A 19,019-nucleotide genomic window follows, 5' to 3' on the forward strand; every position below is an offset into this window, starting at 1 on the left:
GCGGGGCCCCCCCCGCGGCGAAAAGCGCCGCCTCGCCGGCGCGGAAGCGCCGGCGCGAGCACGCGAGCGGCACCCGCGCAGCGGGGGCCCGAGCGCGCGCAGACGCTTCTAAAAAAGAAAGAACCCGCCCCACACCTGGGACGGGTTCTCCGGAAGACGATTGAACGCTGGTGCGCGTGCCTTATCGACGCAGTCCGAGACGCTCGATCAGCGAGCGGTAGCGCTCGATGTCGATGTCCTGGAGGTAGCCGAGCAGTCGACGGCGCTGACCGACGAGCAGGAACAGCCCACGACGCGAGTGGTGGTCGTGCTTGTGCTCCTTGAGGTGCTCCGTGAGGTCCTTGATGCGCTGCGACAGCATCGCGACCTGCACCTCGGGGGAACCGGTGTCACCGGGGTGCGTCGCGTACTCTTCGATGATCGCCTTCTTGACGTCTGCATTCAGTGCCATAGAACCGATCCCCTTTCTCCTCGTTGCGCGGCGCCCGACGCCTGATGCGCGAGCTCTCTTTCTCCGCGGCCGATCAAACGGCAACCAAGCGAGTCTACCAGTCGCGGCGGCCGTCGCGCACCGCGACGTGGGCGGCCATCCGCAGACGGGGAAGGGGCGGGCACCTTCCGGCACCCGCCCCTCCCCCGAGCCGCTTACGCCTGGAGGGCGCCCTGCAGGTCGAGCGTGATCGTGACGTCCTTGCCGACCAGCACGCCGCCGGTCTCGAGCGCGGCGTTCCAGGTGAGGCCGAACTCCTCGCGGTCGATCGTGGCCGTGCCCGTGGCGCCGGCCTTGTAGTTGCCCCACGGGTCGACGCCGAAGCCGCCGAACTCCACGGTGAACGTGACGGGCTTGGTGACGCCCTTGATCGTCAGGTCGCCGTCGACGAGGAAGTCGCCGCCCTCGTGGCGCACGCCGGTCGAGACGAACTCGATCGTGGGGTGGTTCTCGGCGTCGAAGAAGTCGGCCGAGCGGAGGTGCTGGTCGCGACCCTCGTCCTTCGTGTTGATCGAGGCGACGTCGGCCTTCGCCGTGACGCTCGCCTCGAGCGGGTTCTCGGGGGCGACGATGGTGCCCTCGATCACGTGGAAGGCGCCCTTGACCTTCGAGATCATCATGTGACGGACGGTGAAGCCCACCTCGCTGTGCGCGGGGTCGATCGCGTAGGTGCCGGGACGGTAGCCGGGGATCTCGATGGTCATGTCTCTCCTCGTAGAAGTCGTGCCGGTGACGGCGGTGTACGCATGACAATACCCATGCGCCCGCATATATTCCCGAGCGGCGGATGAATATCTGGGAAACAGCGAGGCGCCCCGTGCGACGAATCGCGCGGGACGCCTCGGGTGGATCGACGACTCAGGCGACGTCGATGAGGTCGATGACGAAGATCAGCGTCTTGCCGCTGAGGAAGTGGCCGGCGCCGGCGGGGCCGTACGCGAGGTGCGGCGGGACGACCAGCTCGCGGCGTCCGCCGACCTTCATGCCGGGGATGCCGTCCTGCCAGCCCTGGATGAGGCCGCGCAGCGGGAACTGGATGCTCTCGCCCCGGTTCCACGAGGAGTCGAACTCCTCGCCGGTCTCGTACTCGACGCCCGCGTAGTGGACGGTGACGGTGTCGCCGGGCTTCGCCTCGGCGCCGTCGCCCACGATGAGGTCGCGGATGACGAGCTCGGAGGGCGCGGGGCCCTCGGGTGCGTCGAACTCGGGCTTGGTGCGGTCTGCGCTCATGCGTCCATACAAACACGGCGGGTGCGGATGCACACGCGGTTCTCCCGACAGCGAAACCGGCGGTTCGTCGTGGTCGCGACAGCATTCAGCGCCCGGGCCGCGACGATGTCTGCGAGTCGACCGGGCGCTGAATGTGATCTGCGCCCAGGATGCGCCCGCGCACCGGGGCGTGTCAAGACCCCGCGCGCTCAGGACGCGAGCATCGCCCGCCGCGTGGCGGCGGCGCGGTGCAGCAGCAGGTGCTCGTCCTCGATCGCGCCGGGGTCGCGGCCGGTGAGCGCGCGCTGACGCGCCATCGCGAGGGCCGTGGCGTCGCGGATGAAGGAGTTCATGAGGGCCACGGCCCGCGCGCTGCGCGTCATCGCCCAGCGCCTGCCGGCGCGCCGGCCCGCCGCCGTCGCGAGCATCTCGACCTCCTGCCAGGTGAACCATCCGGCGCCGGCGTACTCGCCCAGCCGCTCGCGCGTCAGCCGCATCTCCTCCCTGCGCAGCCGCACGATGCACCCGATGAACAGCAGGAAGATCGGCACCTCCACGAGCGCGTAGAGCGTGTAGAACGAGTTCGGAAGGAAGACGTCGAGCACCGCGGAGGCGTTCCAGAGCATGTGCAGCGCGACGCCGAGACCGTAGCCGAGCAGGGCGAACAGCGGCACGCTGCGCCCGCCGCGCCGGGCCAGCCCGATCATGAGGCCGATCGCGCCCGTGAACATCGCGTGCGCGAAGGGCGAGAGCACGCCGCGCATGAAGAAGTTGTGCGCGACGCCCTCGAAGCCGCCCGTGTAGAGCGCGATCACGAAGTACTGGATGTTCTCGGTGAAGGCGAACCCGGCGCCGATGAGCATGCCGTAGACGATCCCGTCCACCGGCCCGTCGAAGGCGTTGCGCGCCATCCACAGCACGAGGAGGATGCCGAGCAGCTTCCAGCCCTCCTCGAGCAGGGGCGCGCGCAGGATGATCGAGAGGATCTCCGCGAGGAACGGATCCATGCCCCACGCGCCGGCGATCGCATCGAGCACGGGGATCGTGAGCAGCGTCAGGGCGATGGCGGCGATCGCGCCCCACGCGAGCGCGAAGATGATGAGCGAGCGCGGCTCGGGCTCCCAGCGATCGATCACCAGCGTGACGGTGAGGATGACCCCGGCGAACGGGACGAGGGCGACGACGCTCGTGATCGCCACGCCGAGCACGCCCAGGGAGGCGACGAAGTAGCCGGCGACCGCGACGGCGAGCACGGCGAGCAGGATCCAGATCCACAGCCACGGCGCCCTGCCCTTGGTGGGCACGGGCGGCAGCTGCAGGTGCGCCTCCTGCGGCGCGGCCGGCGGGATCGTCGCCGGGAGCGCATGCGGGGGCTGCGCCAGGGGCGACGGCCATGCGTGCATGGGCGCCTGCAGCGGCGTCCCGGTGTCTCCGCCCGCGTATGTCATGCGTCTCACTCTATGGGCGGCGCGGGCGCGCCCGCAGGGGCACTTCTCCCCACCCGGCGGGCGCCGACACCGCGCATTCACCCGCGCGCCACGGCCCCGGGGATGCCCCTCCTAGAATGGAGCGATGCGCTTTTCCCACCTCGTGCTGCCCGGCGCCTCCGCGCCCACCCTCGTCGTCAAGGAGGGTGACGAGGCGGTCCCGGTCGCCACGCTCGTGGACGATGCGCCGCGCTCGCTGGACGAGCTCGTCGCGGCCGGCCCCGACGCGCTGACGGGCATCCGCGAGGCGCTCGCGGCGGGGCGCGGCCAGCGCGTCGCGTTCGCCGACGCCGGATACGCCCCCGCGCTGCTGCGCCCGCCGGCGATCATGGCGGTCGGCCTCAACTACGCCGCCCACTCGGGCGAGCTGAACCTCAAGACCGATGCCACGCCGACGGTGTTCACGCTGTGGCCGAACTCGCTCGCCGGGCACGACGGCACCACGACGTGGTCGCGCGGCCTCACGGGCGCGGTCGACTACGAGGCGGAGCTCGGCGTCATCATCGGCCGCCCCGCCAGGGATGTGAGCGAGGACGAGGCCCTGGACTTCGTGTTCGGCTACACGGTGGTCAACGACATCTCGGCGCGCGACATCCAGTACTCCGAGGCGCAGTGGAGCCGCTGCAAGTCGCTCGACGGCTTCACGCCCGTGGGCCCCGACGTGGTGACGGCCGACGAGATCGCCGATCCGCAGGACCTGCACATCTGGACCCGGATCAGCGACGAGCTGCTGCAGGACGGATCGACGGGGCAGATGGTCCGGTCGGTCGCCACGCTCATCGCGCACCTCTCGCAGGGCATCACGCTGCTGCCCGGCACGCTCATCTCGACGGGCAGCCCGGGCGGATCCGGCTTCTCGCGCACGCCCCAGGTGCTGCTGCAGGACGGCACGACGGTCACGGTCGGCGTCGACGGCATCGGCGAGCTGACCACCCACTGCCGCATCGTCGACTGATCCCCTGCGCCCTCCCGCCGAACCCGCGCTCGATCGCCGAACCCGCGCTCCATCCGACGCGGGTTCGCGGATCGAGGGCGGGTTCGCGGGCAGCGGGGATCTACCGGTTAGGGCAGGTCCTCCGGGGAGATGACGGGGATCGCGCTCGTGATGGGCTCGATGCCCGACAGCCGCTCGGGGCGCAGCTGCTTGCTGACCTCCTCGCGGGTCATGAGCCCGGCCTCCACGACGAGGTCGGCCACGTTGCGGCCCGTGAGCAGCGCCGTCTTGGCGAGGGCCGCGGCGGCGGAGTAGCCGATGAACGGCGTGAGCGCCGTGATGACGCCCACCGACGATCCGACCATCGCGCCGAGCCGGCCCCGGTTGGCCGTGATGCCGTCGACGCAGTGGATGCGGAGCATGCGCATCGCCTGGCGCATCCACGTGATGGACTGCAGGATCGAGTGCGCGATGACGGGCTCGAAGGCGTTCAGCTGCAGCTGCCCCGCCTCGGCGGCCATCGTCACGGTGATGTCGGCGCCGACGACCGAGAACGCCACCTGGTTCACGACCTCGGGGATGACCGGGTTGACCTTGCCCGGCATGATGCTGGAGCCGGCCTGCTTGGCCGGCAGGTTGATCTCGCCGAGGCCCGCCTGCGGGCCCGAGGAGAGCAGCCGCAGGTCGTTGCAGATCTTCGACAGCTTCATGGCGTTGCGCTTGAGCGAGGACGAGAACGACATGAACGCGCCCATGTCGCTCGTCGCCTCGACCAGGTCGGTCGCCGTCGTGAGCGGCAGGCCGCTGATCTCGGCGAGGTGACGCCGCACGGCCTCCGCGTAGCCCGCCTGTGCCGTCACACCCGTGCCGATGGCCGTCGCGCCCATGCTGATCTCGGTGAGCAGGGCGGCGTTCTCGCGCAGCCGCTGCAGGTCCTCGCCCATCGTCGTCGCGAAGCCGTGGAACTCCTGCCCGAGCGTCATCGGCACGGCGTCCTGCAGCTGGGTGCGCCCCACCTTGAGCACGTCGCGGAACTCCACCGACTTGGCCAGGAACGACCGGCGCAGCAGGTCGAGCTCCTCGAGAAGGGCGACGTGCACGAACGAGACGGCGAGCTTGATGGCCGTGGGGTACACGTCGTTCGTGGACTGGCTGCGGTTGGTGTGGTCGTTCGGCGAGAGCCAGGCGTAGTCGCCCTTCTCGCGCCCCGCCAGCTCGAGGGCGATGTTCGTGATGACCTCGTTGGCGTTCATGTTCGTCGAGGTGCCCGCCCCGCCCTGGATCACCCCCACGCGGAACTGATCGTGGAACTCGCCGTCGATCACGCGCTGCGCGGCGCGGTCGATGAGATCGGCGCGCTCGGCGTCGAGCACCCCGATGTCGCGGTTCGCCCGCGCGGCCGCCTGCTTCACCATCGCGAGTGCGACGATCAGCTCCGGATACACCGAGATGGGGCGGCGCGAGATGTCGAAGTTGTCCATCGCGCGGGCGGTGTGGATGCCCCAGTAGGCCTCGGCGGGCACCTCGAGGGAGCCCAGGGAATCGGTTTCGGTGCGCGTCTGTGCTGCCACACGGCGAGCCTATCCGCGCCGCCCGGGAACTCCGTGAGCACCGGCGCGGCGGCGGGCGATCAGCCCCGCGGCGGCTTGCGCGAGAAGCGCTCGAGGCGCTCCTGCGGGCTGAGCGCGGCCATGCGCTCGTACCACTCGGGCGTGAAGTAGTCGCCGGACTCGGCCGCCGCCACCGGCACGACCGTGTGGGTCACGACCTCGTCGTACACGTGCACGAGATGGAACGACTGCCCGGCGTCCATGCCGTTCACGCGCCGGCCGGCGCGGGCGACGTCCATCGTGTAGCACGTGGCCGCCGCGACGCTCACGGGAACGCCCACGAACGTGCCGCTCATGGAGTAGTGCAGGTGCCCGGCCAGGATGCCCCGCACATCCGTGCCGCGGATGACGTCGGCGAGGGCGTCCTGCTCGCGCAGCTCGACGATGTCGAACAGCGGCACGTGGCTGGGCAGCGGCGGGTGGTGCAGGGCGAGGATCGTCCCGAGCGGCGCCGGCGTCGCGAGCTCGTCGCGCAGCCACTCGAGCTGCGCCGCGTCGACCTCGCCGTGGTGCCAGCCCGGCACCGTGGAGTCGAGCGCGATGAGCCGCAGGCCGCCGAGGTCCCACACGCCGGTCACGGGCTCCTCGGTGGGCTCGAGCCCCAGCAGGTCGCGGCGCAGCTCGGGCCGCTCGTCGTGGTTGCCCGCGACCCACACGACGGGCGCGCCCATCCGCTCGGCCACCGGCTCGACGATGCCGCGCAGCCGCGCGTACGCGTCGGGCTCGCCGAGGTCGGTGAGATCCCCGGTGAACACGAGCGCGTCGGGCCGCTGCTCGAGCTGCTCGACGCGGGCCAGGGTCTCGCGCAGGTGCTCCTCGACGGCGTAGCGGCCGCCGAGCGCCGCTCCACCGGCGAGCAGATGCGTGTCGCTGAGGTGGACGATGGTGCGCATCGCGGGAGCGTGCCGGCCGAACTGCATGGGGGCATTGTAGACCGGGCGGATGACACCGCCGGAAAGAACACCAACTACCGTGGATCGGGTGACCTCCGAAGCCGTCCCCGTGCCCGTCCCGTCCGCCCCGATCGCGCCGAAGCGCCCCGTCGCCCGCACGCACCACGGCGACACGTTCGAGGATCCGTGGGAGTGGCTGCGCGCCAAGGACGACGCCGAGGTGATCGCGCTGCTCGAGGCCGAGAACGCCCATGCCGATGCCGCCCTCGCGCGGCTCGAGCCGTTGCGCGAGCGGCTCTTCCAGGAGATCAAGGGACGCGTGCGCGAGACCGACCTGAGCGTGCCGAGCCGCCGGGGCGAGTGGTGGTACTACGGCCGCACCGTGGAGGGCAAGCAGTACGGCATCCAGTGCCGCGCGCCGATCGCCGGGCCGGACGACTGGACCCCGCCCGTCCTCTCCCCCGACGTGGACGTGCCGGGCGAGCAGGTGCTGCTCGACTCGAACGTCGAGGCCGAGGGCCACTCCTTCTTCTCGCTCGGCTCGTTCGACGTGACGAACGACGGCACGCGCATGCTGTGGGCCGTCGACGTGACCGGCGACGAGCGCTACACGATCCGCGTGCGCGACCTCGTGACGGGCGAGACGCTGCCCGACGTCATCGAGGGCGCCTTCGGCGGCGCGCACTTCCTGCCCGACGGCCGGCACCTCATCTACACGACCGTCGACGACGCGTGGCGCCCGAACCGGGTGTGGCTGCACCGCGTGGGCGAGCCGGACGGCAGCGGCGACATCGAGCTGTACGGCGACGACGACGAGCGGTTCTGGGTGGGCGCGGGCGTGACGCGCAGCGAGCGCTTCCTGCTGGTGGAGTCGGGATCGAGCATCACGAGCGAGGTGTCGATCCTCGACGCCGCCGACCCCACCGCCGGGGCGCGCGTCGTGTGGCCGCGCCGCGAGGGCGTCGAGTACGGCGTGGACCACGCGGTGGTCGACGACCAGGACTGGCTCTACATCCTGCACAACGACGGCGCCCTCGACTTCGAGCTCGTGCGCGCGCCGCTGTCCGACCCCACCGACACCGAGGTGGTGCTGGCCCACGAGTCGGGCCGTCGCCTGCTCGACATCGACTGCTTCCGCGACTTCGCCGTCGTGGAGTACCGGCGCGAGGGGCTGCCGCGCGTCGCGCTGCTCGACTACCCCACGGGCGTGCTCACCGAGCTGGAGTTCGCCGATCCGCTCTACGCCGTGGGCGCCTCGGGCAACGCCGAGTGGGCGCCGCCCGTGATCCGCCTGGGCTACGGATCGTTCACGACGCCGGGCACGGTGTACGAGTACGAGGTCGCCACGGGCGAGCTGCACCTGCGCAAGCAGGCCGAGGTGCTGGGCGGCTACGACCCGGCCGACTACGACCAGGCCCGCCTGTGGGTGCCCGCGGCCGACGGCACGCGGATCCCCGTGTCGCTCGTGTGGAAGCGCTCCTTCGGCGAGCCGGGTGCGGCGCCGCGCCCCGTGCACCTGTACGGCTACGGCTCGTACGAGCACTCGATCGACCCCGGCTTCTCAGTGGCGCGGCTGAGCGAGCTCGACCGCGGCGTGCTCTTCGCCGTCGCCCATGTGCGCGGCGGCGGCGAGCTGGGGCGCCCGTGGTACGAGGACGGCAAGCTGCGCGCCAAGCGCAACACGTTCACCGACTTCGTCGACGTGGCCCGCCACCTCGCCGACAACGGATACACGACGCCCGACCGGATCGTGGCGGAGGGCGGATCGGCGGGTGGCCTGCTCATGGGCGCGGTGGCGAACCTCGCCCCCGAGGCGTTCGCGGGCATCCTCGCCGACGTGCCGTTCGTCGACGCGCTGACGACGATCCTCGATCCCTCGCTGCCGCTCACCGTGATCGAGTGGGACGAGTGGGGCGACCCGCTGCACGACCCCGAGGTGTATGCGTACATGAAGTCGTACACGCCCTACGAGAACGTGCGCGAGGGTGTGACGTACCCGCGCATCCTCGCCATGACGAGCCTCAACGACACCCGCGTGCTGTACGTGGAGCCGGCGAAGTGGGTGCAGCGCCTGCGCGAGGTCGGCGCCGACGTGCTCCTGAAGTGCGAGATGGTCGCCGGGCACGGCGGCGTGAGCGGCCGCTACAACTCGTGGCGCGAGCGCGCCTTCCAGCTCGCCTGGATGCTCGACGTGCTGGGGCTCGCCGACTGAGCGCCGGTCACTGCCTGTAGCTCGCGAGGAAGTTGCCGAGGCGCTCGATCGCCTCGGCGAGCACGCGGGGCTCGGGCAGCGTGACGACGCGCACGTGGTCGGTGGTGTGCCAGTTGAACCCCGTGCCCTCGACGAGCAGGATGTGCTCGCGCACGAGCAGGTCGTAGACGAGCTTCTTGTCGTCGTGGATCTCGTGCACCTCGGGGTCGAGGCGGGGGAAGGCGTACAGCGCGCCGCGCGGCTTCACGCACGAGACGCCCGGAATGGCGTTCAGGCCCTCCCACGCCACGTCGCGCTGCTCGTGCAGGCGCCCGTCCGGCGCGATGAGGGCGTCGATCGACTGCACCCCGGTGAGCGCCGCGAGCACGGCGTGCTGGGCGGGCACGTTCGCGCACAGCCGCGTGGAGGCGAGCAGCTGGATGCCCTCGAGGAACCCGGCCGCGTGCTTCTTGGGCCCCGTGATCACGACCCAGCCGGAGCGGTAGCCGGCCACGCGGTACGTCTTCGACAGGCCGTTGAACGTGAGGCACAGCAGGTCGGGCGCCACCGAGGCGGTGGGGATGTGCTCAGCCTCGTCGAACAGGATGCGATCGTAGATCTCGTCCGACAGCAGCAGCAGCGAGTGCTCGCGCGCGATCTGGGCGATCCCCTCCAGCAGCTCGCGGCTGTACACGGCGCCGGTCGGGTTGTTCGGGTTGATGACGACGAGGGCCTTCGTCTGCGGGGTGATCTTGGCGCGGATGTCGTCGAGGTCCGGCTGCCAACCGTTCTCCTCGTCGCACAGGTAGTGCACGGGCGTGCCGCCCGACAGGCTCGTCATGGCCGTCCACAGCGGGTAGTCCGGCGCGGGGATCAGCACCTCGTCGCCCTGGTCGAGCAGCGCCTGCATGGTCATGGTGATGAGCTCGGACACGCCGTTGCCGAGGTACACGTCGTCCACGTCGAACGCGGGGAATCCCGCCACGTTCTCGTAGCGGCTCACGATGGCGCGGCGCGCCTCGACGATGCCGCGGCTGTCGCTGTAGCCGTGCGCGTTCGGGACGGCGCGGATCATGTCGCGCACGATCTGATGCGGCGCCTCGAAGCCGAAGATCGCCGGGTTGCCCGTGTTCAGCTTGAGGATCGTGTGGCCCTCGGCCTCGAGCCGCGCCGCCTCCGCCAGTGCCGCGCCCCGGATCTCGTACAGGACGTTCTTCAGCTTGGAGGACTGGTCGAGGGGGCGAAGGCTCATCGCATCAGGATACGCGCGCGGTCGGCCCGGTCCCCGCGACGGGACCGGCCCGATCCGCACCCCGTGGACCGCTCGGGGAGCCGGTGCCCCGGCTACTTCTTGCGGCCGGCGCGGCGCGCGGCGCGGTTGCCCGCGGGCTGCTGCGCGGCCTGGTCGGCCGCCTGGCCGAACGCGCTCTGCGGGGCGGCCTTCGCGGCGCCCGCCGTGCGGGGCGTCTTGGCCTTGGGCGCGGTCTGCACCTGGCCGCGGTCGTTGCGCACCTCGATGTCGCCGTCCTCGCTGGGTGCCGAGTACTCGAGCTGCTGCGGCCCGTGCTCCTCCGACAGGCCCTTCGCCTCGACCTCGGCCTGCTCGCCGTCGCCCGCGCGGCGCACCTCGACCTCGAGGTTGAAGAGGTAGCCGATCGACTCCTCCTTGATCTGGCCCATCATCGACTGGAACATCGTGTAGCCCTCGCGCTGGTACTCGATGAGCGGGTCGCGCTGGGCCATGGCCCGCAGGCCGATGCCGTCCTTCAGGTAGTCCATCTCGTAGAGGTGGTCGCGCCAGCGGCGGTCGAGCACCTGCAGCACGACGCGGCGCTCGAGCTCGCGCATCGCGGCCTCGCCGAGCTGCTCCTCGCGCTTGGCGTAGGCGATCCGCGCGTCGCTGATGAGCTCGCGCTTGAGCCCCTCGGCGGTGATGCCGCCCTTGCGCCCCGCGGCCTCCGCCACGACCTCCTCGATCGTGACGCCCACGGGGTACATCGTCTTCAGCTCGGCCCACAGGGCGTCGAAGTCCCAGCTCTCGCTGTGCCCGCCCGCCGTGTGCTCGTCCACCACCGACGTGATGGCGTCCTCGAGGAAGTGCTGCACCCGGTCCTTGATGTCGTCGCCCTCGAGGATCCGCCGGCGGTCGCGGTAGATCGCCTCGCGCTGGCGGTTGAGCACGTCGTCGTACTTGAGCACGTTCTTGCGCGACTCGGCGTTGCGCGACTCGATCTGCGACTGGGCGCTCTTGATGAGCCGGCCCACGATCTTCCAGTCGATCGCGACGTCCTCGTCCACGCCGCGCGCCAGCAGCGCGTCGGTGGAGCCGCGCCCGAAGCGGCGCATCAGGTCGTCCTGCAGCGACAGGTAGAAGCGGCTCTCGCCCGGGTCTCCCTGGCGGCCGGAGCGACCGCGGAGCTGGTTGTCGATGCGGCGCGACTCGTGGCGCTCGGTGCCGAGCACGTACAGGCCGCCCGCCTCGCGGACCTTGGCGGCCTCCTCCTCGACCTCGGCCTTGGTCTCGGCGAAGACGGCGTCCCACTCCGCCTCGTACTCCTCCGGGGTCTCCTTCGGGTCGAGGCCCTTCTCCTTCATCCGCTGCACGGCGAGGAACTCGGCGTTGCCGCCGAGCATGATGTCGGTGCCGCGGCCGGCCATGTTCGTCGCGACGGTGACGGCGCCCAGGCGACCGGCGCGCGCGACGATCTCGGCCTCGCGCGCGTGGTTCTTCGCGTTCAGCACCTCGTGGCGGATGCCCTTCTTGGCGAGCAGGCGCGAGAGGTACTCGCTCTTCTCGACGCTCACCGTGCCCACGAGCACGGGCTGACCCTTCTCGTGCCGCTCGACGATGTCGTCGACGACCTGGGCGAACTTGCCCTGCTCGGTCGCGTAGACGAGATCCGACTGATCCTTGCGGACCATCGGGCGGTTCGTCGGGATCGGGACGACGCCGAGCTGGTAGGTCGACATGAACTCGGCGGCCTCGGTCTCGGCCGTGCCCGTCATGCCCGAGAGCTTCTCGTACAGGCGGAAGTAGTTCTGCAGCGTGACGGTGGCGAGCGTCTGGTTCTCGGCCTTGACCGGCACGCCCTCCTTGGCCTCGATGGCCTGGTGGATGCCCTCGTTGTAGCGGCGGCCCACGAGGATGCGGCCGGTGTGCTCGTCGACGATCATGACCTCGTCGTTCATGACGACGTAGTCCTGGTCTCGCTTGAACAGCGCGAGCGCCTTGATCGAGTTGTTCAGGAACGAGATGAGCGGGGTGTTCGCCGACTCGTAGAGGTTGTCGATGCCGAGGTAGTCCTCGACCTTCTCGATGCCCGCCTCCAGCACGCCGACGGTGCGCTTCTTCTCGTCGACCTCGTAGTCGACGCCCTCCTCGAGCGTGCGCGCGATCTTGGCGAACTCCGTGAACCAGCGGTTCGCGTCGCCCTGCGCGGGGCCCGAGATGATGAGCGGCGTGCGGGCCTCGTCGATGAGGATCGAGTCCACCTCGTCGACGATCGCGAAGAAGTGGCCGCGCTGGACGATGTCCTCCTTGCGCCAGGCCATGTTGTCGCGCAGGTAGTCGAAGCCGAATTCGTTGTTCGTGCCGTACGTGATGTCGGCGGCGTACTGCTCGCGGCGCTCGGCGGGCTTCTGACCCGACACGATGATGCCCGTGGTCATGCCGAGGGCGCGGAACACGCGGCCCATGAGCTCGGCCTGGTACGACGCGAGGTAGTCGTTCACGGTGATGACGTGGACGCCCTTGCCCGCGATGGCGTTGAGGTACGCGGGCAGCGTGGCGACGAGCGTCTTGCCCTCACCGGTCTTCATCTCGGCGATGTTGCCCAGATGCAGGGCCGCGCCGCCCATGACCTGCACGTCGTAGGGACGCATGCCGAGCGTGCGCTTGGCGGCCTCGCGCACGGCCGCGAAGGCCTCGGGCATCAGCTGGTCGAGCGTCTCGCCGGCCTCGTAGCGCGCCCGCAGCTCGACCGTCTCGTTCCGCAGCTCGTCGTCGGTGAGGGACTCGTAGTCCTCCTCGAGGGCGCCGACGGCGCGCACGACCTGCTGCAGCCGCCTGCGCACACGCCCTTCACCGGCGCGGAGCAGCTTCTCGAAGGGGTTCGCCACGTGACATCTCCTCGTAGATCGCGGCGCTCTGGTGCGCCGCCTCCCGCCCCATCCGGGAACGGGCATACACGGCCATGCTATCCGTCGTGACCCGGGGTCGCGTCAGTGGCTTCCCAGCCTGGCGGCGGTCCCCCATCATCAGGAAATATGCGCGCAACCTGGATCGTTTACGATCTGTACGTCCACCGTTCCCCTCCGCGTCACCGACGACGGATCGCGGGGACGGCACGCGGGCCGCGCAGGCGGCCCTCCCCCGGCGCCCTCCGGCGCCGATGCTCTGTCGACGACGGCCGCGGCCGTGAGGAGAATCCGAGGTGATCGATGACGTTTCTGGGCACTGAGCACACGCCGTTCGACGACGTGCGACGCGACCACACCATCCCCGACGCGCGCACGCGCGTGCTCACGGGGCTCCCGCACCTCGTCGAATCCGCGACGCCTCTCGAAGCCCAGACGTCCGATCTGCTCGCCCTCGCCGACATCCTGGAGGACGCCGGCCTCGCCCCGCTGCTGCTGCGCCGATCCAGCGGGCGGCCGGCACTCGCCGTGCCCGCCGCCGAGCGCACGGCGGCGCTGACCGCGCTCTCCCGCGCGTCCGACGGCGAGCCGTGGGTCGCGCGCCGGCCGGGCGGGCGGCTCGTGCCGCTGCAGGGAGACGCCGCGCGCGCCTTCGGCCGGCACGACGTCGCCACGCTGTTCCGGCCCCGCATCGTGCCCGGCGAGCGCCCCGCGTCGGTGGCGGCGGCCGGCACGCTCCGCTACGGGCACGAGACGGGCATCCGCGTGGAGTTCTGGCACTTCGACGCCGGCCAGGTCACGGCGCCGCGGCCGAACGCGCTCACCCGCCGGCACATGGCCGCCGAGGACCTCGAGTTCGAGACGGTGGAGCAGCACGGCCGCTCGTGGCGCACGCTGCGGGGCATGTTCACGCCCCTCGCGCACGAATTCACCGAGGACGTCGACATCGTCTTCTCGTGGGTGGACGGATCCTCCAGCGAGTTCCAGCGCAAGCGCGCCGAGCGCCTGGGCGCCTACGTCGTGGGCGACGGCGACGACCACGCCGCCCGCTTCCGCCAGGTGGACGAGCTGCGCTACGCCCTGCGCAGCGTGCACATGTTCGCGCCGTGGATCCGCACGATCTGGATCGCGACCGACAGCCCCGCCCCGGCGTGGCTGAAGGATCACCCGAAGGTGCGGATCGTGCGCAGCGAGGAGTTCTTCGCCGACCCGAGCGTGCTGCCCACGCACAACTCGCACGCCGTCGAGGCGCAGCTGCACCGCATCCCCGGCATCGCGGAGCACTTCCTGTACTCCAACGACGACATGTTCTTCGGTCGCCCCGTGCGCCCCGAGCTGTTCTTCACCGCCTCCGGGCTGACGCAGTTCGTCGAGTGCGACGTGCGCATCGGCATCGGCCCCTCGCGCACGCACCGCAGCGGCCACGACAACGCCGCCAGGGTCAACCGGGAGGTGCTCGAGCGCCGCTTCGGCCGGGTCATCACGCGCGATCTGCAGCACTGCGCCACGCCCCACCGCCGCAGCGTGATGTTCGAGCTCGAGCGCGAGTTCCCCGAGGAGATCCGCCGCACGGCCGCCGCGCGCTTCCGGAGCGCGACCGACGTGTCGGTCACGAACTCGCTGTACCACTACTACGCGGCGTTCACGGGACGCGCGCTGCCGACCTCGGTGCCGCGCACGCGCTACATTCAGACCACGCAGGCCGCGGCACTGCCCCGGCTGGAGAAGCTGCTGGAGCGGCGCGATGCCGACATGTTCTGCCTCAACGACGGCAGCGTGCCCGAGATCCCCGAGGAGCTGCGCGAGCGCGTCGTGCGCGACACCCTCGAGGCGTACTTCCCCGTCAAGGCCCCCTGGGAGCGCTGAGCCGGCTCAGCCCAGACGGTGAGGGTCCGCGAGCCCGCGCTCGATCCGCGAGCCCGCGCCGGATCGGGGGCGGGTTCGGCGATCGAGTGCGGGTTCGGCGACTCAGCCCAGGACGGGAAGGGGCGCCGTCGGCGGGGCGATGCGGTCGGCGCGGGCGCGCGTGGAGTCGCGGATCACCACGCCGGCGGCCTCGAGGCGTCGGCGCGTCTCGTCGGCCGTCGTCACCTCGGCCGGCGGGGCGTCGCTGAACGGCACGACCGAGTGCACGATCGTCTCGTCGTACACGTGCACGAGGTTGTACGCCTGCGCGCCGTCGCGCGGCGCCATGCCGCCGTCGGCGACGGCGAGGTCCTGCGTGTAGCAGCTCGACGACGCGACGGAGACGGGGATGCCCGCGAACGTCGCGGTCGTCGAGAAGTGCACGTGGCCGGCGAGGATCGAGCGCACATCGGTGCCGCGCAGCACGTCGGCGAGCGCGCGCTGATCCCGCAGCTCCACGATCGTGGCCAGATCCAGCACGCACGGCACGGGCGGGTGGTGCATCGCGAGGATCGTGCCGTGCGGAGCGGGGATCGACAGCTCCAGCTGCAGCCAGTCCCGCTGCGCCTGCGACACCTCGCCGTGGTGCGCGCCGGGCACCGAGGTGTCGAGCACGATGAGGCGCAGGCCGTCGATGTCGTAGACCGCGTCGACGGGATCGGTGCCCGAGGCGCCCAGCAGCTCGCGCCGGAAGCCGTCGCGGTCGTCGTGGTTGCCCATCACCCACACGACCCGCGCGCCGAGCCGCTCGGCGGCGGGCTCCACGATCGCCCGCAGCTGCGCGTAGGCCTCGCGCTCGCCCAGGTCGACGAGGTCGCCCGTGAACACGATCGCGTCGGGGCGGGCGCCGGATGCCTCGAGCTGGTCGAGGATCCGCCGCAGGTGCGCGGCGGCGTCGATGTCGAACACGCCGCCGTGCGCGCGCAGGTGCGTGTCGCTCAGATGGACGAGCAGGTGACTCGGGCGGGAGTACTCGGCGGTGCGCGCCGACCCGGCTGTCTCAGCCATGGCCCCCAAGTTACCCGCGCCTGCGCGCGGCGGCGCCGACACCCCGCCGTCGTGGGTGAACATCCGGGGAACTCTGCATGGCGGTTCAGGCTCGCCGCTCACGCAGGAGCGAGCGGGGCTTTCCAGGTATGCATATACTCGGCACATACATACCCGGAAATCCTTTGCGAACGGAGTGCCGATGTCGGTCCGCCAGAGCCTGCTCGCCATCCTCGATCAGGGCCCCTGCTACGGCTACCAGCTGCGGACGGAGTTCGACCGCCGCACGGGGTCGACCTGGCCGCTCAACGTGGGGCAGATCTACAACACGCTCGAGCGCCTCGAGCGCGACGGGCTCGTCGGCCGCGACGACGCCGACGACCAGGGGCACGTCTTCTGGCGGATCACCGACGCGGGCCGCGCCGAGGTCACCTCGTGGCTGGCCTCGCCCGTGGAGCGGGGCCAGGGCACGCGCGACGAGCTCGCGATCAAGCTGGCCCTGGCCGCCACGCTGCCCGGCGTCGACGTCGCCGAGGTCATCCAGACCCAGCGGCGCGCGACGCTGTCGCAGCTGCAGACGCTGCAGCGCGCGAAATACGCGGGCGCCTCGCCGGACGGCCCGGAGGAGCTGGCGTGGTCGCTCGTCGTGGATTCCATGATCTTCGCCGCGCAGGCGGAGGTGCAGTGGCTCGACCACACGGAGCAGCGCCTGCGGGCCCACCCGCAGCGCGCCCTCGACCTGGAGCTGTCCACCGATCGGCCGAAGCGCGGCCGCCCCGCGAAGGCGGCGCGCGCATGAGCGCGGACCATCGCGCGATGGGTGCGGGACGGCGGGTCCACGCGCCGCAGTCGCGGAACGCCAGGCCGCACAGCGGCCGGATATGAAGCGACCGCCGCAACGCAACCGTAGGATCGACTCATGGCGGGTTTCTGGGGCAGGCGGAAGCGCGAGGCTGACGAGCAGCAGGCGGCCGAGGACGCGTCGCTCGCGCGCCGCGCGCAGGCGGCGCTTGTCGCGACGGACGAGCGGATCCGCTCGACCTCCGACGAGGTGGCGTTCGCGGCGGCGGAGCTCGGCGACGGCCCGACGGCCGACATCCGCGCCGGGCTCGAGGCGGTGCGCACGCACATGGCCGAGGCGTTCCAGCTGCACCAGCTGAACCACGACGAGATCCCGGACACCCCCGAGGAGCTGCGCACGCGCAACGCGCGCATCATCCAGCTGTGCGAGTGGGCCGAGGACGTGCTCGACGAGCGCACCGAGAAGCTGAAGGCCGCCGTCGACAAGGTGCGCCAGGCCCCGCAGATCCTCGAGACCGTGCGCCGCGAGGCCGAGGAGCTGCGCGCCCGCATCCCCGGCACCCGCACGACGGTGGAACGACTGTCGGGCCGCTACAGCGCCGCGGCGCTGCACCGCGTCTCCGCGAACCCGGACGAGGCCGAGCAGCTGCTGGAGTTCGCCGTGCACTCCGCCGACGTCTCCGCGCGCCGCCGCGAGGCCCGCCGCACCGAGGAGGCGCTCGTCGCGCTCGAGACGGCGACGGAGGCCGTGCGCCGCGCCCGCACGATCATCGACGGCGTCGAGGACTTCGAGATCGAGGCGATGCGCGCGCAGTCCACGCTCGCCGACGTCGTGGCCGACTCGCGCTCCGACATCGTGGAGGCCCGCACGGCCCCGCAGACCCCCGAGGTCCTCCAGGCGATGGCGAACCTCGAGCGCGCCCTCGCGGCGCTGCCCGGGCCCGGCACGCCGTCGGATCCCTTCGAGGATCTCGCGAAGCTGCGCGATGCGAACGCCGCGCTCGATGCCGCCGTGGCGAAGGCGCGCGAGCGCGCGGCCCGCCCGATCCCGTCCATCGAGCACGTACGCCACGAGCTCGACTCGGCCGACCGCACGATCGGCGTGGCCAACAGCCTCATCTCGGGTCATCGCGGCTACATCGGCGCCGACGCCCGCACGCGCCTGGCGGAGGCGCAGCGCCTGCGCCTCGACGTCGACAGGATGATCCCCGACGAGGACACCCGCGAGCAGGCACTGCTGCTGGCCCGCCGGGTGGGCCAGCTCGCGCAGGAGGCGCTGCAGCTGGCCCAGCGCGACATCGACCAGGACCGCCCGGACGACTGGGGCGGCTGGGGCGGACGCGGCGGCGGCCGCCGGGGCGGCTATGGCGGGGGCGGCGACCTCCTCGGCCCCGTGGTCGGCGGCCTCCTGCTCGGCGGCCTCATCGGCGACATCTTCGACTGAGCGAGCCGCCGCGCCGCGCGGGCCGCTCTCCTAGTGCGGCGGCAGCTTCGCCACGCCGTGGCGTGCGGGCTCGTCCGGCTCCGCCGCGGTCTCGGGCGAGGCCTGCGATCCGCCCTCCGGAGCATCGCTGCCGGGATAGCTCGGCTGCTCGACCTCGTCGCCCTCGCGTTCCTCCTTCGGGGGCAGGTGGTCGAGCGGCTTCTTCGCGTCATCTCGATTGCTCATGCCGCCAGCCTGCGACATCGTCCCGTCGCCGCCGAGGGGCTTGCGCGGTGCCGTCCCCCCTGTTCCACCCGGGCTTGCACTGGTCGCTTCATCTCCGCGGCTGCGCCGCTCCGTTCAGCAACCGAGGGGAACCGCCGGGTCACACCCATCGGTTGCTGAACGGAGGCCGCGAAGCGGCCGGAGATGAAGCGACCACCGCAACGCGACTCAGCGCTCCCGGCGCTCCCGCAGGTACAAGCGCACCGAGGGCACATTCCCCTCGATGAAGCGCCGCTTCTTCTCGTGACTCCAGCCTTGAATCCGCTTCTCCCACGCGAAGGCCTCCTCGACGCGCTCGAAGTGCTCGCTCCACGCGAGCCGGATCGGCAGCCGGTGCCGCGTGTACGCCGCTCCCAGTCCGTTCTCGTGCTGCCACAGGCGGCGGTCAAGGTCCCATGTGCTGCCGGTGTAGTACGTCCCATCCCGGCACTCGAGGATGTAGAGATACGGCATGCCGCGACCGTACGCAGGAGGCGGAGCTTGTCTGCACGGATCCACAGCAAAGGATGTCGCAGAGGGCGCGAACCCCGCTGTGAGCGAGCCGACGAACTTGCGGTGGTCGCTTCATCTCCGCGGCTCCGCCGCTCCGTTCAGCAACCGAGGGGAACCGCAGGCTTGCGGTGGTCGCTTCATCTCCGCGGCCTCCGGCCGCTCCGTTCAGCAACCG

General features: G+C 71.3%; 16 protein-coding genes. 5 read left to right on the forward strand and 11 right to left on the reverse strand.

Going from position 1 to position 19,019, the window contains the following annotated elements:
• Positions 1-181 precede the first annotated feature (181 nt).
• The 4 genes from rpsO to ACODR5_RS12400 form a co-directional block, all read right to left on the reverse strand.
• A complete protein-coding gene (rpsO, locus tag ACODR5_RS12385) occupies positions 182-451 on the reverse strand; it encodes a 30S ribosomal protein S15 (protein WP_449855182.1) in 270 nt (89 codons plus the stop codon).
• Positions 452-645: 194 nt separating this feature from the next.
• The gene (locus ACODR5_RS12390) at positions 646-1,194 is read right to left on the reverse strand and encodes a YceI family protein (protein ID WP_449855183.1); all 549 of its coding nucleotides are present in this window, start codon (positions 1,192-1,194) and stop codon (positions 646-648) included.
• A gap of 154 nt (positions 1,195-1,348) precedes the next feature.
• Complete coding sequence (locus ACODR5_RS12395; RefSeq protein WP_460817204.1) at positions 1,349-1,720, reverse strand: FKBP-type peptidyl-prolyl cis-trans isomerase; 372 nt, start codon at positions 1,718-1,720, stop codon at positions 1,349-1,351.
• Between the two features lie 188 nt (positions 1,721-1,908).
• A complete protein-coding gene (locus tag ACODR5_RS12400) occupies positions 1,909-3,147 on the reverse strand; it encodes a PrsW family intramembrane metalloprotease (RefSeq protein ID WP_488983803.1) in 1,239 nt (412 codons plus the stop codon).
• Positions 3,148-3,271: 124 nt separating this feature from the next.
• Between ACODR5_RS12400 and ACODR5_RS12405 the strand changes: the two genes are divergently transcribed.
• A complete protein-coding gene (locus ACODR5_RS12405) occupies positions 3,272-4,141 on the forward strand; it encodes a fumarylacetoacetate hydrolase family protein (RefSeq protein WP_449855186.1) in 870 nt (289 codons plus the stop codon).
• 107 nt (positions 4,142-4,248) lie between these two features.
• Here the strand turns inward: ACODR5_RS12405 and ACODR5_RS12410 are convergent, their stop codons facing one another.
• Entirely contained in the window at positions 4,249-5,691 is a 1,443-nt protein-coding gene (locus ACODR5_RS12410; protein ID WP_449855187.1) for an aspartate ammonia-lyase, read from the reverse strand.
• Between the two features lie 59 nt (positions 5,692-5,750).
• Positions 5,751-6,650 carry a metallophosphoesterase gene (locus tag ACODR5_RS12415; protein WP_488983804.1) on the reverse strand — a complete coding sequence of 300 codons (900 nt, stop codon included), beginning with the start codon at positions 6,648-6,650 and terminating at the stop codon, positions 5,751-5,753.
• Positions 6,651-6,711: 61 nt separating this feature from the next.
• Between ACODR5_RS12415 and ACODR5_RS12420 the strand changes: the two genes are divergently transcribed.
• Positions 6,712-8,835: a S9 family peptidase gene (locus tag ACODR5_RS12420; RefSeq protein ID WP_488983805.1), complete on the forward strand. Its 2,124-nt coding sequence runs from the start codon at positions 6,712-6,714 to the stop codon at positions 8,833-8,835.
• 7 nt (positions 8,836-8,842) lie between these two features.
• Here ACODR5_RS12420 and ACODR5_RS12425 read toward each other — a convergent pair whose 3' ends face one another.
• Complete coding sequence (locus ACODR5_RS12425; protein ID WP_488983806.1) at positions 8,843-10,066, reverse strand: pyridoxal phosphate-dependent aminotransferase; 1,224 nt, start codon at positions 10,064-10,066, stop codon at positions 8,843-8,845.
• A 92-nt stretch (positions 10,067-10,158) separates the two neighbouring features.
• Positions 10,159-12,933, reverse strand: coding sequence for a preprotein translocase subunit SecA (secA, locus tag ACODR5_RS12430; RefSeq protein WP_488983807.1), 2,775 nt, complete (start codon positions 12,931-12,933; stop codon positions 10,159-10,161).
• A gap of 321 nt (positions 12,934-13,254) precedes the next feature.
• Between secA and ACODR5_RS12435 the strand changes: the two genes are divergently transcribed.
• Positions 13,255-14,817, forward strand: a complete 1,563-nt coding sequence (locus ACODR5_RS12435; protein ID WP_488983808.1) for a stealth family protein — start codon at positions 13,255-13,257, stop codon at positions 14,815-14,817.
• Between the two features lie 102 nt (positions 14,818-14,919).
• Here ACODR5_RS12435 and ACODR5_RS12440 read toward each other — a convergent pair whose 3' ends face one another.
• On the reverse strand, positions 14,920-15,864 hold the full coding sequence (locus ACODR5_RS12440) for a phosphodiesterase (RefSeq protein WP_449855193.1): 945 nt from the start codon (positions 15,862-15,864) through the stop codon (positions 14,920-14,922).
• 181 nt (positions 15,865-16,045) lie between these two features.
• Between ACODR5_RS12440 and ACODR5_RS12445 the strand changes: the two genes are divergently transcribed.
• Complete coding sequence (locus ACODR5_RS12445; protein ID WP_488983809.1) at positions 16,046-16,642, forward strand: PadR family transcriptional regulator; 597 nt, start codon at positions 16,046-16,048, stop codon at positions 16,640-16,642.
• Between the two features lie 120 nt (positions 16,643-16,762).
• Entirely contained in the window at positions 16,763-18,088 is a 1,326-nt protein-coding gene (locus ACODR5_RS12450; protein WP_460817187.1) for a hypothetical protein, read from the forward strand.
• 30 nt (positions 18,089-18,118) lie between these two features.
• On the opposite strand, the gene ACODR5_RS12455 is transcribed toward ACODR5_RS12450, so the two are convergent.
• Entirely contained in the window at positions 18,119-18,313 is a 195-nt protein-coding gene (locus ACODR5_RS12455; protein WP_449855196.1) for a hypothetical protein, read from the reverse strand.
• A 207-nt stretch (positions 18,314-18,520) separates the two neighbouring features.
• Complete coding sequence (locus ACODR5_RS12460) at positions 18,521-18,805, reverse strand: GIY-YIG nuclease family protein (protein WP_460817183.1); 285 nt, start codon at positions 18,803-18,805, stop codon at positions 18,521-18,523.
• Positions 18,806-19,019: the final 214 nt, after the last annotated feature.

It is taken from the genome of Microbacterium sp. FG3 (assembly GCF_057809335.1).

Coding starts and splice junctions, on each gene's coding strand:
- ACODR5_RS12395 (WP_460817204.1), bottom strand. CDS start 1,720: ATGAGCGCAGACCGCACCAAGCCCGAGTTCGACGCACCCGAGGGCCCC.
- ACODR5_RS12400 (WP_488983803.1), bottom strand. CDS start 3,147: ATGACATACGCGGGCGGAGACACCGGGACGCCGCTGCAGGCGCCCATG.
- ACODR5_RS12460 (WP_460817183.1), bottom strand. CDS start 18,805: ATGCCGTATCTCTACATCCTCGAGTGCCGGGATGGGACGTACTACACC.
- rpsO (WP_449855182.1), bottom strand. CDS start 451: ATGGCACTGAATGCAGACGTCAAGAAGGCGATCATCGAAGAGTACGCG.
- ACODR5_RS12440 (WP_449855193.1), bottom strand. CDS start 15,864: ATGGCTGAGACAGCCGGGTCGGCGCGCACCGCCGAGTACTCCCGCCCG.
- ACODR5_RS12445 (WP_488983809.1), top strand. CDS start 16,046: ATGTCGGTCCGCCAGAGCCTGCTCGCCATCCTCGATCAGGGCCCCTGC.
- ACODR5_RS12415 (WP_488983804.1), bottom strand. CDS start 6,650: ATGCAGTTCGGCCGGCACGCTCCCGCGATGCGCACCATCGTCCACCTC.
- ACODR5_RS12435 (WP_488983808.1), top strand. CDS start 13,255: ATGACGTTTCTGGGCACTGAGCACACGCCGTTCGACGACGTGCGACGC.
- ACODR5_RS12425 (WP_488983806.1), bottom strand. CDS start 10,066: ATGAGCCTTCGCCCCCTCGACCAGTCCTCCAAGCTGAAGAACGTCCTG.
- ACODR5_RS12455 (WP_449855196.1), bottom strand. CDS start 18,313: ATGAGCAATCGAGATGACGCGAAGAAGCCGCTCGACCACCTGCCCCCG.
- ACODR5_RS12390 (WP_449855183.1), bottom strand. CDS start 1,194: ATGACCATCGAGATCCCCGGCTACCGTCCCGGCACCTACGCGATCGAC.
- ACODR5_RS12450 (WP_460817187.1), top strand. CDS start 16,763: ATGGCGGGTTTCTGGGGCAGGCGGAAGCGCGAGGCTGACGAGCAGCAG.
- ACODR5_RS12405 (WP_449855186.1), top strand. CDS start 3,272: ATGCGCTTTTCCCACCTCGTGCTGCCCGGCGCCTCCGCGCCCACCCTC.